Raw genomic sequence first — 14,593 nt, forward strand, 5'->3', positions numbered from 1 at the left:
GAGGCTTCGCTGTCCGCTGCCTGTCAGGCGGGCAAAGCGCCCCTCAAGAGAAGTCCCCGACCTGGGAGTTGACCTCCGGGTCCGCCCGACGGCCGAGGAGGCGCTGGTACAGCTCCGTGACACGGACAGCCGGTCCGGGAGCCCGATCAGGCGAGCCGGGCCCTCGCCAGCTGCCGCGACTGGGCGACCAGCCGGTCCGCGCTGTCCCAGACCTCGGCGTCCTCCTCGAGGAAGCCGCCCGCGAGGTTGCGGGTGACGATGGAGACGCGCAGCGGTCCGGGAGCCGGACGGCAGCGGACATGGACGGTGAGCTCCACCGTGGGGACCCAGCCGCGCAGACCGATCTCGAAGGCGGTCGGCGGCAGGGCGTCCACCGCCAGCAGCAGGGAGAGCGGGTCGGGGTCGCGCCCGTCCTTCAGGCCGAACCAGGCCCGCATCTCGCCCCTGCCGGACGGCTGCCCGAGCGCCCAGCCGAGGGTCGACGGGTCGAGCTTGAGCATCAGCCGGTCGGCGATGGCGGAACTGCCGTCCACGGGGGCCGGCCCGTCCTCGGGGCCGAAGCACTGCTCGAGGGGCGGGATCGCCGGGGGCTTCGCCGTCGTCCGGACGTCGTCCGGGAGCGCGTCCAGGTCGCCGTAGGAGGCGAGGACGCGGATCCGCTCGACCTCGGCGCCGTTCTCGTCGTACTGGAAGAGCGAGGCCTGTCCGGTCGACAGGGTGCGGCCGGAGCGGACGACGTCCGTGCGGACGGTCGCGGGGCCGGGCTGCGACGCGGTGAGGTAGTGGGCCGAGATCGTGAACGGGTCGTCGTGCGGCAGGGCGTCCGCGAGGGCACGGCCGAGAACGGCGAGGAGGTAGCCGCCGTTGACGGCGCTGATGATCGTCCAGCCGGCCGAGAGGTCGATGTCGTAGACACCGGGTGCGCGGCGGGTGAGCGCGGTGTCGCGGTCGAACTCGCTGTCGCCGATCGAGGCCGTGACGGGGAGGTCGGGGGCCCGCTCGGCCGCCGCGATAGCTGCTTCTGGCATGCCTGAACGGTACAGCAAGGCATTACTAAGCGGTAGCTTTGTTGGTGACGGAAGGTGAAGAAGGGACATGAGATGGCAAATTTCTTGGTAAGTGTCCCGACTCGTCCGTAACCTTGTCGCCCCGATTCCCCTCTGCAAGAACATGAGCCTCACCGGGACTCCGTTCCTCTACACCCTGATCGCCGTGTCCGTGCTCGCCGTCGCGCTGCCGCTGCTGCTGTGGTCGCGGATGCGCGGACCGCGGCTGCTGCGCATCGCGGCCCGGATGCTGATGCTGCTGTTCGCCCAGGGCACCGCCGTCGCCCTCGTCTTCGTTCTCGTCAACAACGCCAACAGCCTGTACGACACCTGGGGCGACCTGCTGGGCACCGGCACCCATGTGCAGCAGGCCGCCGACCTGGGCGCCGACGGCACCGGCGGCATCGCGCTCGACCGGCTGCCCAGGGTCGAGCAGCAGTTCGCGCCGGCGGACGGGACGGGGATGCACGCGGCCGGCGGGGTGCGCGTCACCCAGCTCGAGGGCCAGGTCTCGGGCGTGAACGCCGAGGTCTACGTCTGGCTGCCCCCGCAGTACCACGATCCCGCCTACGCTCACCGCTCCTTCCCGGTGGTGGAGCTGCTGCCGGGCTATCCGGGCTCTCCCAAGTCCTGGTTCGGGTCGCTGCACGTGCACGAGCAGCTGGAGCCGCTGATGCGCTCGGGCGAGGTCGCGCCGTTCATCCTGGTCGCGCCGCGCACCACGCTGCTGCCGGGCGTGGACACCGGCTGCGCCAACGTCCCGCACGTCGTCAACGCGGACAGCTGGCTCAGCATCGACGTGCCGAAGATGGTCCGGGACAACTTCCGGGCCCAGCCGGCGCCCAAGGGCTGGGCGGTCGCCGGGTATTCGGCGGGGGCCCACTGCGCGGCCAAGCTCGCCGTCGCCCACCCCGACCGCTTCCGGGCGGCGGTGAGCCTGTCCGGGTACAGCGACCCGATCGGCGAGCGCAAATCCCTCGCGGCCAGGAGTCCGTCCCTGCGCCGGGCCAACAACCCCTATCTGCTGCTGCGCAAGGCCGTCGTGCCCCCCGCCGTGTCCCTGTACCTCTCCGGTCAGCCGCAGGACGGCTACGAAGCGGCCCTGGCCCTGCGGAAGGAGGCGAAGGCGCCGACGAACGTGCACGTCGTGTACGTCCCGAAGAGCGCGGGCGGCCACTCCATGGCGCTGTGGCGGCCGCAGGTCGTGCCGGCGTTCCGCTGGCTGACCCTGCAGATGGAGCAGAGCCCGGTCACCGGCGGCACGGGCCGGCCTACTCCTCGCGCACCGTCGAGCGACGATTCCAGGCACGAGGCGCTCGCCAGTGGAACCGCATCGCCAGAAGCCGCAGCACGAAGGCGGTGACCGCCGCCACCCCGCTGGCCAGCGGGGAGAGCACGTCGTGGCGGATGCAGAGCGCCACCATGGCGGCGCCGACGATCGCCGGGACCGCGTACAGATCGCGGTCCCAGCGCAGCAGCGAGGGCACCTCGTTGGCCAGCACGTCCCGCAGCACACCGCCGCCCACCGCGGTGGCGAGCCCCAGCGCGGCCGACGCGGTGAGGCCGAGCCCGTAGTCGTACGCTTTCGTCGTCCCGGTGACGCAGAACAAACCGAGGCCGGCCGCGTCGAAGACGTTGACGCCGGTCTGGATCCGCTCCACCTGCGGATGCAGGAAGACGACGAGCAGCGCCGCGAACAGCGGCGTGAGGAAGTACCCGAGGTCGGTGAAGGCGGCCGGCGGCACGGCCCCGATGACCAGGTCCCGGAACAGCCCGCCGCCGAGCGCGGTGACCTCGGCGAGCGTGGCGATGCCGAACACGTCGAAGTTCTTGCGGACGGCGAGCAGCGCCCCCGAGATGGCGAACACGAAGATGCCGAACAGGTCGAGGGTGTGCTGGACGGAAGGACTGAAGATCTGCTGGAGCACCCTTACATTGTCACCCAGCACTCAGCCCCCGCCTTACATTGCAAGGCGGGGGCTGAGATCTGGTGGTGCTTACTTCTCCTTGGCCGGCGTCTCACCGTCGGACGTCCCGGGAGCCTCGGTCGTCGCCTCGGCCGCCTCGGTCCCGCCGGGAGCCTCGGTCACCTCGGTCGCCTCAGGGGCCTCAGCCGCCTCGGTCACCTCGGTCGCTTCGGTCGCCTCAGGCACCTCGGTCGTCTCCGGGGCCTCGGCCGCCTCAGGCACCTCGGTCGTCTCCGGGGCCTCGGTCGCCGGGTTGTCGGCGATCTCCGCCGCCACCGCCGCCGAGGTCGCCGCCGACTCGGCGAGCACCTCGTCGGCCACCAGTTCGGCCGCCTCCTTCGCGGCGGTCAGCAGGACGACGTCCTGCGGGGCCTGGTCCGCGAAGTTCTCCGGGTGGTGGCAGGCGACCTGCTGGCCCGTACGCAGCTCGACGAGCACGGGCTCCTGGGTCGCGCAGACCTGCGTCGCCTTCCAGCACCGGGTGTGGAAGCGGCAGCCGCTCGGCGGCGAGATCGGCGAGGGCACGTCGCCCTTGAGCAGGATGCGCTCGCTCTTGGCGCCGCGGCGCTTCGGGTCCGGGACCGGCACGGCCGACATGAGCGCCTTGGTGTACGGGTGCATCGGCGCCTGGTACAGCGAGGTGCGGTCGGCGAGTTCGACGATCTTGCCGAGGTACATCACCGCGATGCGGTCCGAGACGTGCCGCACGACGGACAGGTCGTGCGCGATGATCACGTACGTCAGGCCGAGTTCCTGCTGGAGGTCGTCCATCAGGTTGACGACCTGCGCCTGGATCGACACGTCCAGCGCGGAGACCGGCTCGTCCGCCACGACGAGCTTCGGCTTCAGGGCGAGCGCACGGGCGATGCCGATGCGCTGACGCTGGCCGCCGGAGAACTCGTGCGGGTAGCGGTTGTAGTGCTCGGGGCTCAGACCCACGAGCTCCAGCAGCCGCTGGACCTCTTTCTTCACGCCGCCCTCGGGCTCCACGCCCTGGAGGCGGAAGGGCGCCGAGACGATCCCGCCGATGGTGTGCCGCGGGTTCAGGGAACCGTACGGGTCCTGGAAGATCATCTGGATGTCCCGCCGCAGCGGGCGCATCGCGGACGGCTTCAGCCGGGTGATGTCCTGGCCCTCGAAGTGGATCGTGCCGCCGGTCGGGTCCGCGAGCCGGGTGATGACCCGTCCCATGGTCGACTTGCCGCAGCCCGACTCGCCGACGACGCCCAGGGTCTCGCCCTTGCGCACCTCGAAGTCGATGCCGTCGACGGCCTTGACCGCGCCGACCTGACGCTGCAGGACGCCCTTGCGGATGGGGAAGTGCTTCTGCAGGCCCTGGACCTTGAGCAGCACCTCGCGGTTCTCGGAGGAGGAGGCCTGCGGCGGAACCGAGGGGGCCGCGTCCGTCTTCTTCGTCTCACTCACAGCTTCGGCGCAATCTCTTCGGTCCAGATCCGCGTACGGTCCTCCGACGAGAGGTGGCAGGCGGACCAGTGCCCGCCGCCGACCTGCTGCAACTCGGGACGCACGGTGCGGGTGACATCGCCCTTGGGCACGTCCGCGTACGGGCAGCGGGGGTTGAAGGCGCAGCCCGAGGGGACGTTGATGAGGCTCGGCGGCTGGCCCTTCACCGGGATGAGCCGCTCGGAGGTCTCACGGTCGATGCGCGGCATCGAGCCGAGCAGACCCCAGGTGTAGGGGTGCTGCGGCTTCTCGAAGATCTCGTCGACCGGACCGCGCTCCACGCACCGGCCGCCGTACATCACCAGGACGTCGTCGGCGATCTCGGCGACGACGCCGAGGTCGTGGGTGATGATGACGACCGCGGAGCCGAACTCCTTCTGCAGATCCCGGATGAGGTCCAGGATCTGGGCCTGGACGGTCACGTCCAGGGCCGTGGTCGGCTCGTCCGCGATGAGGAGCTCGGGGTTGTTGACCAGCGCCATGGCGATCATCGCGCGCTGGCGCATACCGCCGGAGAACTCGTGCGGGTAGCCGTCCACACGCTTCGCCGGCTCCGGGATGCCGACCCGGTCGAGCATCTCGATCGCCCGCGCGCGGGCGGCCTTCTTGCTGACGTCGTGGTGGACGCGGTACGCCTCCACGATCTGGTTGCCGATCGTGTAGTACGGGTGCATCGCGGACAGCGGGTCCTGGAAGATCATCGCCATCTCGCGGCCGCGCAGCCGGCGCACCTCGTCCGGGTCGGCGGAGACCAGTTCCTTGCCGTCGAGCCAGATCTCGCCGGACATCCGCACGTTCTTGCCGCGCGCGCCGAGCCGGTGCAGACCCATGATCGCCAACGAGGTGACGGACTTCCCGGAGCCGGACTCGCCCACGATGCTGAGGGTCTTGCCCTTCTCCACCTGGAAGCTGAGCCCGTCGACGGACTTGACCAGGCCGTCGTCGGTCGGGAAGTGCACCTTGAGGTCGCGCACGTCGAGGAACGCGCCGGGGTTCTTCGAGGACGGGCCGGTCGGCTCGCCCACGGCGGCGCCGGTCTTGGACAGTTCGGTCACGAGAGCCTCACCCGCGGGTCGGCGGCCGCGTAGAGCAGGTCCACCAGGAGATTTGCGATGACGACGAAGAAGGCGGCGAGCAGCGTGACGCCGAGGATCGGCGGCAGGTCGTTGTCCGTGATGGCCTTCACCGCGTACTCGCCGACGCCGTGCAGCGAGAAGACGGACTCGGTGATCAGGGCACCGCCGAGCAGCAGACCGACGTCCATGCCGAACACCGTGATGATCGGCGTCAGCGCGGCCCGCAGACCGTGCCGGGCGACGACGTTGCGCTCGCGCAGGCCCTTGGCGCGGGCCGTGCGGATGAAGTCCTCGTTCATCGTCTCCAGCATCCCCGAGCGGGTCAGCCGCGCATAGATGGCGGAGTACAGCAGCGCGAGCGAACACCACGCCGGGAACAGCGTGTTGGCCCACTGCGCCGGGTTCTCGGAGAACGGCACGTAGGTGCGGCCGAAGATCGGGATCTGGTAGGTGAAGAGCAGGATCGCCAGGCTGCCCGTGAAGAACATGGGGAGCGACACACCGGCGAGGGCGATGCCCATGAAGGTGCGGTCGAAGATCGAGCGCGGCTTCAGCGCGGAGATCACACCGATGACCACACCGCCGACCAGCCACATCAGGGCGGCGCCGACGGCGAGCGAACCCGTCACCGGCAGGCGGGAGGTGAGCTGCGGCCAGACCGCCTCGTGGGTCTTGAAGGAGTACCCGAAGCACGGCGCGTCACAGTGCGCGGTGGTGGGCCCCAGGTCGTAGGTGGCACCGGTCACGACACCCTTGATGAAGTGCCAGTACTGGAGATAGACCGGGTCGTCCAGACCGAGGTTGCGCTTGACCGCAGCGATGTCCGCCGCCGACGGGCTCTTCCCGATGTACTGCTGTGCCATCTGGTCGGCGGTCTGACCGGCGAGCCGTGGCAGCAGGAAGAAGATGGCGAAGGTCACCGCGGTGACGACCAGCAGCAGGATCACTGCCGCGAACGTCCGACGGAGGATGTACGAGATCACGGGGATCGGCCTGGTGCCCGCGGGCCGGGAAGCCCGCGGGCACCAATGCCTTCACCTGCCTTCCGGGGCTACTTCTTGGTCGTGCCGATGTTGAGGTAGTCGTACTGACCGCTGAAGGCCGCCGTCGACACCAGGTTGGTGTAGTTCGCCGGGCGGTACAGCAGGACCTTGAAGTAGGTCAGCGGCACGAGGGCCGCGTCGTCCATGACCTTCTTGTCGATCTGCGTGTAGATGGCGTTGCGCTGGGTCGCGTCCTGCGTGCCGATCGCCTTGGCGAGGTTCGCGTTGACCTCGGGGTCGTTCAGCTCCGACAGGTTGGTGTTGCCGGAGGCCCCGATGGCGGCGCCGTTCAGGATCTGCTGCAGGAAGCCGTAGCCGCCCGGCCAGTCGGCGCCCCACTGCATCATCATCAGGCCGACGTTGTTCTTCTTGTTGAACGCCGGGACGCCCGCGTAGTCGGTGAAGTACTTGCCCGACGGGAACTGCTTCAGGCTGGCGTTGATGCCGACCTTCTTCAGCGAGGCGATGATCGCCGTGGCCGCGTCGATCTCCGGCTGGCGGTCGCTGCGCGCGGTGATGTTGGTGGTGATCGCCGTCTTGCCGCAGGCCTTCAGCTGCTCCTTGGCCTTGGCGACGTCGCCCTTGTTGCCGTCGGTGGCGTAGGCGTCCGCCTTCGCGTAGCCCGGGATGTCCGGCGGGAGGACGGTGGTGGCGATGTCACCGCGGATCGGGCCGCCCTCGGCGGTCTGCACCGAGACCTTGTCGACGGCGTACTGCACGGCCTTGCGGCAGGCGACGTTGTCGAACGGCGCGACCTTGGTGTTGATCGCCAGGTAGACGAGGCGGCCACCGTAGGTGTTGTCCGTGTTGGCCTTCAGCGCGGCGTCGTTGATGACCTTCGCCTGCGTCGCGGCCTGAACGCCGGTGCCGCCGAGGTCGATCGCGTCGCCGGCCTGGACGTCCTGGTCGATCGTCTCGGCGTTGACCTTCAGCTTGACGACGATCTTGTCCGGGTACTGCTTGCGCAGCGGGTCGGTCTTCGCGTCCCAGTTCTCGTTGCGGACGAGGGTGACCTGCTTGCCCTCGTCGTAGCTCTCGAACTTGTACGAGCCCGAGGACACGATGTTCTTGACGTAGTCGATGCCCTTGTCCTTGGCCTCGGGCACCGGCGCGGTCTGCGGCGTCGCGACCAGGTAGTCGAACTCCTGGAACGCCGACTTCAGCTTGAAGACGATCGTCGTGTCGTCCGGGGTCTCGATGGACGCGAGGCCCTTCTTGTCCTTGTACGGACCCTTGTACGCCTCGCCGCCCACCAGGAGCTGCTGGAAGTAGTTCGGGCCGAGGGACAGCACGTCACGCGCGAAGTTGGAGCGCTCGACGGCGTACTTGACGTCCTTGGACGTGATCGCCGTGCCGTCCTGGTACTTCAGGCCCGTGCGCAGCTTGTACGTCCAGGTCTTGCCGCCGTCGCTCGGCACGCCCGCGCTCGCCGCGAGGTCGGGGACGAGCTTGTTGCCCTCCTCGCCCGCGCCGGGCTGGAAGGTCATCAGCGGACGCGCGTAGACGCGGCTGAGGTTGTACATGTACGCGTAGTACGTGTTGCCCGGGTCGAAGGAGTCCGGCACGTCGGAGTACTCGTACGTGACCGTCCCACCCTTCTGGGTGGACGCGTTGACGACGCCCTTGGTGGCCGCGTCGGCCCCGGCGGACTTGCCGCCGTCCTTGTCCGTGTTGTCATCGGCCTTGCTGCAACCGGCGAGCAACAGGCTCACACTGCCGATGGCCGCAATCGCGGCCAGCCCTGACCTTCGCATGATGGTCTGCTTCCCCTTTGTTGATGGAAATCTGTCGGACTCTCGCTGCGGCTGCACGTCAGCGGCTGCGCGGGTCGAGAGCGTCACGGAGACCGTCGCCGAGCAGGTTGAACGCCAGCACGGTCACGAAGATGGCGAGACCGGGCACGATCATGAACTGCGGATCGACCTGGTAGTAGGTGACCGCCTCCTTGAGCATGCCGCCCCACGACGCCTGCGGGGGCTGGATGCCGACGCCCAGGAAGCTCAGGCTGGCCTCGAAGAGGATGTTGGTCGGGATGAGCAGCGTCGAGTAGACGATGATCGGGCCGACCAGGTTGGGCAGCAGCTCCCGGAACAGGATGTACGGCCCCTTGGCGCCCATCCCCCGCGACGCGTCCACGAACTCGCGTTCCCGCAGGGCGAGCGTCTGGCCCCGGACGATGCGTCCCAGATAAGGCCAGTTGAAGAAGCCGATGACGAAGATGAGCACGCTGATGTGGAGCGGCAGTCCCTCCATGCCGAACGCGCCGCCCTGCAGCGTGGCGGAGATAGCGATGGCGAACAGCAGGAGGGGGAAGGCGAGGAAGGTGTCCATCAGCCGGCTGATGATCGAGTCGACCCGCCCGCCGTAGTAGCCGGCCACCACGCCGAGGACCGCACCGATGGTGTTCGACAGGATCGTCGCCCCGAAGGCCACGACCAGCGACACCCAGGAGCCCTCGAGGATGCGGGTGGCGATGTCCCGCCCGAACTTGGGGTCCACGCCGAGCGGGTGCTCCCAGCTCATGCCGCCGAAGTCCCCTTGGGGGATCGACGTGTTGGGGTCGATCAGGTCCTGGTTGAAGGCGTTGGGGTCCAGGCCGAACAGGGCCTGGATCGGACGCGAGAGGAGCGCGAGCACGATCAGCAGGATCACGATGACCCCGCCGGCCACGGCGACCTTGTCCTTCTTGAAGCGGGACCAGGCGATCTGCCCCAGGGAACGGCCCTCGATCTGCCCCTTCTCGACACCCGCGAGTACAGCCTCGGGCTGTACCTCGGTTGCCGACCCGGTGGTCTCGATCGGTGCGGTCACGGTGACCCGACCCCTCTCGCCGGCGGTGACCGGCCTTTGTCCGCCGCTGTCGGCGGCTTGATCCACTTACTGCCTGCTACGCGGCCGGCGCCGATGAGTGCGGCCCAACTGTCCAGTTGACCCCGGATTGCTGCCGATGGGCACTCGCTCACAGGATCGACGACCTCGCGTCTGAGAGGCGAGTCTTCAATGCATGCGCGATCACACGCCAGATCTGACGGAGAAAGTATGCGTAACCGTGATGCCGACCTGCACATTCCGTTACCCGAACGCCACGCGCCGACATCCGGAGAGGGGGGCGCGCCCGTCAGCTGTGCTCGGTGTCACATCACGGAAGAACCGGAACACTTCAGGACGTCGGCGCGAGGCAGCGCGCGGGGCCGGCGAAAGGCGCGGACCCGCGCCCGGGGCCGGTGCGGGTGTGACGGGCGGTCAGCCGCCGGCGGGTCCGTGACCGGACCGGCCGTCCGGCGTGCGGGTCAGTACGGACGCGGGCCCGGGAAGCCGTAGCCGCCGCCCGGCCCCTGGGCCGGGGCGGGGGCGTGCGCCTCGCGGTCGTAGAAGGGGCGGGCGTTGGCGCGCATCCACATCACGACGGGGTCGTAGTCGTCGGTCATCGCGACAGTGGAGACCGGCAGCCCGTCCGGCACCGCGCCGATGGACTGCTGCATCATCGCCCGCACGGCGTCCACGGCCGGCGGGGAGGAGTCGTACACGTCGAGCCCGATGGCCAGGTAGGGCGCGCCCAGCGCCGGCTGCACCCAGGCCCGGCGCAACGTGCGGACCGCCTGGGCGCGGTGGGCGTTCTGCGCGAGCAGCGCGTAGAACTGCGGGATCTCGATGCCGGGCTCGGACAGCCGGAGCGGACCCGCGGGCTGCCGCTCGAGGCCGGTGGCGATCCGGCGCAGATCCAGCCACGGAATGCCGACGCCGCCGCCGGGGGCGTGCGGGTTCAGCCAGAGGCCGTAGTGGTCGGGATAGAGGGTCCGGGCCACGTCCAGCCCGTCGACCACCTCGTAGGACCGGTTCCAGCCGCTCGCGCTGAGCTCCTGGGCGGACGTCACACAGGGCGCGTAGCCGTGCCCTTCGACCTCCATGTTTCCGTACTGGGCGTCCGGGGAGCCGGCCTGCCCGTGCCACAGCAGCATCCAGACCTGACCCGAGGAGGGGGTCGCGAGCGCGCGCAGGAGCGCCTCGTAGGCGTCGTAGCGCCCGGGCGTGACCTGGCGCAGCATGTGCTCGACCGAGCCGGTCGCGGCAGTGCCAGCGCTCACTTTTTATCGCCCCTTCGAGAAGTTGCCCCGCGTCGGAGTCCAGCTTAGGCGCTCCGCCTGGTCGAGCAGTTGAGAGCGGAGGCCCCGCGCCCCGTCGGACGGCCCGCTTCCCGGCCCCGTGACGGGTGAAGCCTCTGGCAGGTGACTAGTGAAGCCTCGAGTAGAAGGGCCGGACCCGCTCCCTCATCCAGTCGCCCACCGGGTCCTGGGCGACGTCGAGGAGGACGAGGTTGACCGGCCAGGGCGCCGCCGCCGTCGTCAGGGCCCTGCCGAGGGCCTCCAGGGGGAGCGCGCGCAGGTCCCCCTCCCACTGGGAGAGCTCGACGCCCACGAACATCACCGGGTCCGCCGTCTCGATCACGGCCAGGCAGCGGCGGGCGGTGCGGACCACGCCGACGGCCTCGAACTCCGCCGAGGCGGCGGCCAGGAAGTCCATCGGGTCGTCCTGCCAGTCCGGCTCGTAGAGACGGACCCGGCCGCCGGCCGCCGGCCCGTCCAGCGGGGTGCGGCCGGCCCGGCACAGCTCGGCCACGGCGGCCGGCGGCAGCGGGACGCCGACCATGCCGTCGGGGTTGACGAGGATGCCCGCCTGCGGCGGCAGTCCCCGCGCGAACTCCACGGCCGGCGCGACGGTGAACGACATGTGCGAGCCGACGACCTGGCGGAACTGCTCCTCGGAGCTGAAGACCGGCACGTACACCTGGCCGTCGAGGTCCATCGTGGGCAGGTCGAGGGGGCCGCTGTGCGGGCCGCCGCCGCCGGGGAGCGGCACCCAGACGAAGCTGCGGCCGAGCACCTCCACGATCCGGCCGCCGGCTCCCGGCACGCCGAGGGAGGCGGAGAGCACCTCCTCCAGCTCGTTGCCGGGCCATCCGCCGTGCGAATGGGGGTGCGCCTGCGCCGGGAAGTCCGCGGGGAAGTCCGCCGGGGGGAAGTCCATCTGCCTACCGCCTGCTAAGAACCGCTCACTCTGCTGTGACTGAAAGGCTAGCGGGTGCCGGCGGCCCCGCCGCTGCGCAGGGGACCGACGGCCCTCAGCCCGTGAAGCCGATCCGCCGCAGGACGTCTGCGGCGGGCCGGTCGAGCAGGACCGCGGAGCCGCACCCCTCGGGCAGGCGGCCCTTCTCCACCGACCGCAGAAGACGGGCGGCGGCGCGGCGGTGCCGAAGGAACGCGTACCGCGAGACGCCGCGGCCGCGCTCGCGCTGGCCCTGCAGGGCCGTGTCCGCGCCGACGTCGAGGACCAGCAGATGCAGGGCGCCGCCGCGGCGGCGGGCCGCACGGGCCAGCCAGTCGCGGACCCAGGCCTGGGCTCCGCAGTCGTGCACCACGACGCCCCCGCCGCCGCGCAGGGCCCGGCGCAGTCCGGCGTAGTGGGCCAGGCGGACCACCGGCCGGTAGAGGGCGTAGGGCAGGAAGCGGGGCATCCGGGCGTCCCAGCGGTCGCGGGTGTCCTGGGAGTCGACGCGGACGCCGCGCACCGCGCGTTTCATCAGGGTGGACTTGCCGCTGCCGGGCAGACCGGTGACCACCACGAGGTCACGCGGGCCGAAGAGCAGGCCGTGCGGACTGCGGCCGGCCCGCTCCCGCAGGTCGCGGACGACGGGCGCGGGCTGCCGGGAGCACGCCTGCCGGGTCCGGGCGCCGGGCTGCGCGGGCAGCGCGATCCCCGAGCCGGCCGCGAAGGCCGTGGTCCTCGCCGAGGTCGTCCTCTTCACCGTGATCGTCCTCCCCTGGGGCCAGGTAGTGCTCATCCCCACCGAGCGTAAAGAGAAGGTAATGCGCGGCGCCTCGCGTTTTCGTGCGCGTAGCGACACAAGCCGGTTACAGATCCGGCCTGCCGCGACGGGGGCGGGCCGTGCGATGATGGCCGCGCCAACTGCATACCGGCCGTTTGAATCCGCGCGGGAGAGTCCTCAGCAGCAGTTCCGCTGGGGCGCCGAAGGAGCAAGTCCCTCCCTTGAATCTCTCAGGCCCCGTTACCGCGCGGGCGAGGCACATCTGAAAAGCGGGCCGCCGTCTTCGGCGGTCCCACCCACGGTGCAAGCCATGTCCCGCCCCCGCTCGCAGCGGTGGTCATGGCGAACCTCTCAGGTTCCGATGACAGATGGGGAGGAACGACCTCGCCGTCCCCCCGCGTCCGGCTTCACTCGCGCGGGAGGGGCCCCCGTCGCCTTGGGAGACGAACGACCGATGAGCAGCACCGCACCCCGTCACACCGCGCTCGATGCCCTGCATCGCTCGCTGGGCGCGACGATGACCGACTTCGCCGGCTGGGACATGCCCCTGCGCTACGGCTCCGAACGCGACGAGCATCTCGCCGTCCGCACCCGGGCCGGGCTCTTCGACCTCTCGCACATGGGCGAGATCACCGTGAGCGGCCCGGAGGCGGCCGAGTTCCTGAACTTCGCCCTGGTCGGCGACCTCGCCGCCGTGCGCGTGGGCCGGGCCCGCTACACCATGATCTGCGCCGAGAACGGCGGCATCCTCGACGACCTCATCGTGTACCGGCTGGCCGACGCCGAGTACATGATCGTCTCCAATGCCTCCAACGCTCAGAACGTCCTGAACGAGCTGGGCAACCTGGCCGAGGAGTTCGAGGTCGAGGTCCGCGACGACCGCGACGCCTACGCCCTGATCGCCGTCCAGGGACCGGAGTCCCCCGGCATCCTCGCGGCCGTCACCCAGGCCGACCTCGACGGCCTGAAGTACTACGCGGGCCTGCCGGGCGCCGTCGCCGGCGTCCCCGCGCTCATCGCGCGCACCGGGTACACCGGCGAGGACGGCTTCGAGCTGTTCGTGAAGCCGGAGCACGCCGTCGAGCTGTGGCAGGCGCTGACCAAGGCCGGCGAGGGCGCCGGGCTGGTCCCCTGCGGCCTGTCGTGCCGGGACACGCTGCGCCTGGAGGCGGGCATGCCGTTGTACGGGCACGAGCTGAGCACCTCCCTCACCCCCTTCGACGCGGGCCTCGGACGCGTGGTGAAGTTCGAGAAGGAGGGCGACTTCGTCGGGCGCGAGGCGCTGACCGCGGCGGCCGCGCAGGCCGAACGGCAGCCGCCGCGCGTCCTGGTCGGCCTGGTCGCCGAGGGCCGCCGCGTCCCGCGCGCCGGGTACGCGGTCGTGGCGGGCGGCGAGGTGATCGGCGAGGTGACCTCCGGGGCGCCGTCCCCGACCCTGGGCAAGCCGATCGCGATGGCCTACGTCGACGCCGCGCACGCCGCGCCCGGCACTTCGGGCGTGGGCGTGGACATCCGGGGCAGCCACGAGCCGTACGAGGTCGTGGCGCTGCCCTTCTACAAGCGCCAGAAGTAGACACTGAGCCCCGGGCCTCGGGTGACACTGCGCACATTCCCGCTGCTCACCCGTGCCCTGGACCGTCCCCCTTCATCAGCACTCCCCCGCGTACAGGAGAATTCAGGCCATGAGCAACCCCCAGCAGCTGCGCTACAGCAAGGAGCACGAGTGGCTGTCGGTCGCCGAGGACGGCGTCTCGACGGTCGGCATCACGGAGCACGCGGCCAACGCGCTCGGTGACGTGGTCTTCGTCCAGCTCCCGGAGGCCGGCGCCACGGTGGCCGCGGGCGAGTCCTGCGGCGAACTGGAGTCCACCAAGTCGGTCAGCGAGCTGTACGCCCCGGTCTCCGGTGAGATCACCGAGGTCAACCAGGACGTCGTCGACGACCCGGCGCTGGTGAACTCCGCCCCCTTCGAGGGCGGGTGGCTGTTCAAGGTACGCATCACGGGCGAGCCGGACGATCTGCTCTCCGCTGACGAGTACACCGCCTACACCGCCGGCTGAGGAGTCGTAGTCGCATGTCCGTCCTGAACACGTCCCTGCACGAGCTCGATCCGGAGATCGCGGCCGCGGTCGACGCCGAGCTGCACCGCCAGCAGTCCACGCTGGAGATGATC

13 protein-coding genes and 2 riboswitches are annotated in these 14,593 nt (G+C 70.3%); of the genes, 3 read left to right on the top strand and 10 right to left on the bottom strand.

Annotation, left to right across the window (positions count from 1 at the left end):
- Nucleotides 1–146: 146 nt before the first annotated feature.
- Nucleotides 147–1,028, bottom strand: coding sequence for a thioesterase family protein (locus tag ACN6LD_RS04275; RefSeq protein WP_319194757.1), 882 nt, complete (start codon nt 1,026–1,028; stop codon nt 147–149).
- A gap of 142 nt (nt 1,029–1,170) precedes the next feature.
- Between ACN6LD_RS04275 and ACN6LD_RS04280 the strand changes: the two genes are divergently transcribed.
- Nucleotides 1,171–2,409: an alpha/beta hydrolase gene (locus ACN6LD_RS04280; protein WP_319194755.1), complete on the top strand. Its 1,239-nt coding sequence runs from the start codon at nt 1,171–1,173 to the stop codon at nt 2,407–2,409.
- Here ACN6LD_RS04280 and ACN6LD_RS04285 read toward each other — a convergent pair.
- The 9 genes from ACN6LD_RS04285 to ACN6LD_RS04325 form a co-directional block, all read right to left on the bottom strand.
- Nucleotides 2,318–2,974, bottom strand: a complete 657-nt coding sequence (locus tag ACN6LD_RS04285) for a trimeric intracellular cation channel family protein (protein ID WP_445042550.1) — start codon at nt 2,972–2,974, stop codon at nt 2,318–2,320. The genes ACN6LD_RS04280 and ACN6LD_RS04285 overlap by 92 nt on opposite strands.
- 69 nt (nt 2,975–3,043) lie before the next feature.
- Complete coding sequence (locus ACN6LD_RS04290; RefSeq protein WP_445042551.1) at nt 3,044–4,438, bottom strand: ABC transporter ATP-binding protein; 1,395 nt, start codon at nt 4,436–4,438, stop codon at nt 3,044–3,046.
- Nucleotides 4,435–5,532, bottom strand: a complete 1,098-nt coding sequence (locus tag ACN6LD_RS04295) for an ABC transporter ATP-binding protein (RefSeq protein ID WP_319194749.1) — start codon at nt 5,530–5,532, stop codon at nt 4,435–4,437. The genes ACN6LD_RS04290 and ACN6LD_RS04295 overlap by 4 nt, the downstream gene beginning before the upstream one ends.
- Nucleotides 5,529–6,536: an ABC transporter permease gene (locus ACN6LD_RS04300; protein WP_057584885.1), complete on the bottom strand. Its 1,008-nt coding sequence runs from the start codon at nt 6,534–6,536 to the stop codon at nt 5,529–5,531. Before ACN6LD_RS04300 ends, ACN6LD_RS04295 begins: the two co-directional genes overlap by 4 nt.
- 68 nt (nt 6,537–6,604) lie before the next feature.
- Entirely contained in the window at nt 6,605–8,350 is a 1,746-nt protein-coding gene (locus ACN6LD_RS04305; protein WP_319194747.1) for an ABC transporter substrate-binding protein, read from the bottom strand.
- 58 nt (nt 8,351–8,408) lie between these two features.
- Nucleotides 8,409–9,407, bottom strand: coding sequence for an ABC transporter permease (locus ACN6LD_RS04310; protein WP_057584881.1), 999 nt, complete (start codon nt 9,405–9,407; stop codon nt 8,409–8,411).
- 479 nt (nt 9,408–9,886) lie between these two features.
- Nucleotides 9,887–10,642: an enhanced serine sensitivity protein SseB C-terminal domain-containing protein gene (locus tag ACN6LD_RS04315; RefSeq protein WP_057584879.1), complete on the bottom strand. Its 756-nt coding sequence runs from the start codon at nt 10,640–10,642 to the stop codon at nt 9,887–9,889.
- Nucleotides 10,643–10,826: 184 nt separating this feature from the next.
- Nucleotides 10,827–11,621: an enhanced serine sensitivity protein SseB gene (locus ACN6LD_RS04320; protein ID WP_319194743.1), complete on the bottom strand. Its 795-nt coding sequence runs from the start codon at nt 11,619–11,621 to the stop codon at nt 10,827–10,829.
- Between the two features lie 94 nt (nt 11,622–11,715).
- Entirely contained in the window at nt 11,716–12,435 is a 720-nt protein-coding gene (locus ACN6LD_RS04325; RefSeq protein WP_319194741.1) for an AAA family ATPase, read from the bottom strand.
- Between the two features lie 141 nt (nt 12,436–12,576).
- A riboswitch (glycine riboswitch) is annotated at nt 12,577–12,676 on the top strand.
- A riboswitch (glycine riboswitch) is annotated at nt 12,677–12,798 on the top strand. It begins immediately after the preceding riboswitch.
- A 76-nt stretch (nt 12,799–12,874) separates the two neighbouring features.
- On the opposite strand from ACN6LD_RS04325, the gene gcvT reads away from it, so the two are divergent.
- Both gcvT and gcvH read left to right on the top strand, forming a co-directional pair.
- On the top strand, nt 12,875–13,993 hold the full coding sequence (gene gcvT, locus ACN6LD_RS04330) for a glycine cleavage system aminomethyltransferase GcvT (RefSeq protein WP_445042552.1): 1,119 nt from the start codon (nt 12,875–12,877) through the stop codon (nt 13,991–13,993).
- 109 nt (nt 13,994–14,102) lie between these two features.
- Nucleotides 14,103–14,480: a glycine cleavage system protein GcvH gene (gene gcvH, locus ACN6LD_RS04335; RefSeq protein WP_057584871.1), complete on the top strand. Its 378-nt coding sequence runs from the start codon at nt 14,103–14,105 to the stop codon at nt 14,478–14,480.
- Nucleotides 14,481–14,593: the final 113 nt, after the last annotated feature.

This window comes from Streptomyces sp. SAS_272, from assembly GCF_052543235.1.

Bases quoted from the DNA above. Each gene is read 5' to 3' on its own strand.
- ACN6LD_RS04275 (WP_319194757.1), bottom strand. From the start codon at position 1,028: ATGCCAGAAGCAGCTATCGCGGCGGCCGAGCGGGCCCCCGACCTCCCC.
- ACN6LD_RS04280 (WP_319194755.1), top strand. From the start codon at position 1,171: ATGAGCCTCACCGGGACTCCGTTCCTCTACACCCTGATCGCCGTGTCC.
- ACN6LD_RS04305 (WP_319194747.1), bottom strand. From the start codon at position 8,350: ATGCGAAGGTCAGGGCTGGCCGCGATTGCGGCCATCGGCAGTGTGAGC.
- ACN6LD_RS04315 (WP_057584879.1), bottom strand. From the start codon at position 10,642: ATGCTGCGCCAGGTCACGCCCGGGCGCTACGACGCCTACGAGGCGCTC.
- ACN6LD_RS04320 (WP_319194743.1), bottom strand. From the start codon at position 11,621: ATGGACTTCCCCCCGGCGGACTTCCCCGCGGACTTCCCGGCGCAGGCG.
- ACN6LD_RS04325 (WP_319194741.1), bottom strand. From the start codon at position 12,435: ATGAGCACTACCTGGCCCCAGGGGAGGACGATCACGGTGAAGAGGACG.
- gcvT (WP_445042552.1), top strand. From the start codon at position 12,875: ATGAGCAGCACCGCACCCCGTCACACCGCGCTCGATGCCCTGCATCGC.
- gcvH (WP_057584871.1), top strand. From the start codon at position 14,103: ATGAGCAACCCCCAGCAGCTGCGCTACAGCAAGGAGCACGAGTGGCTG.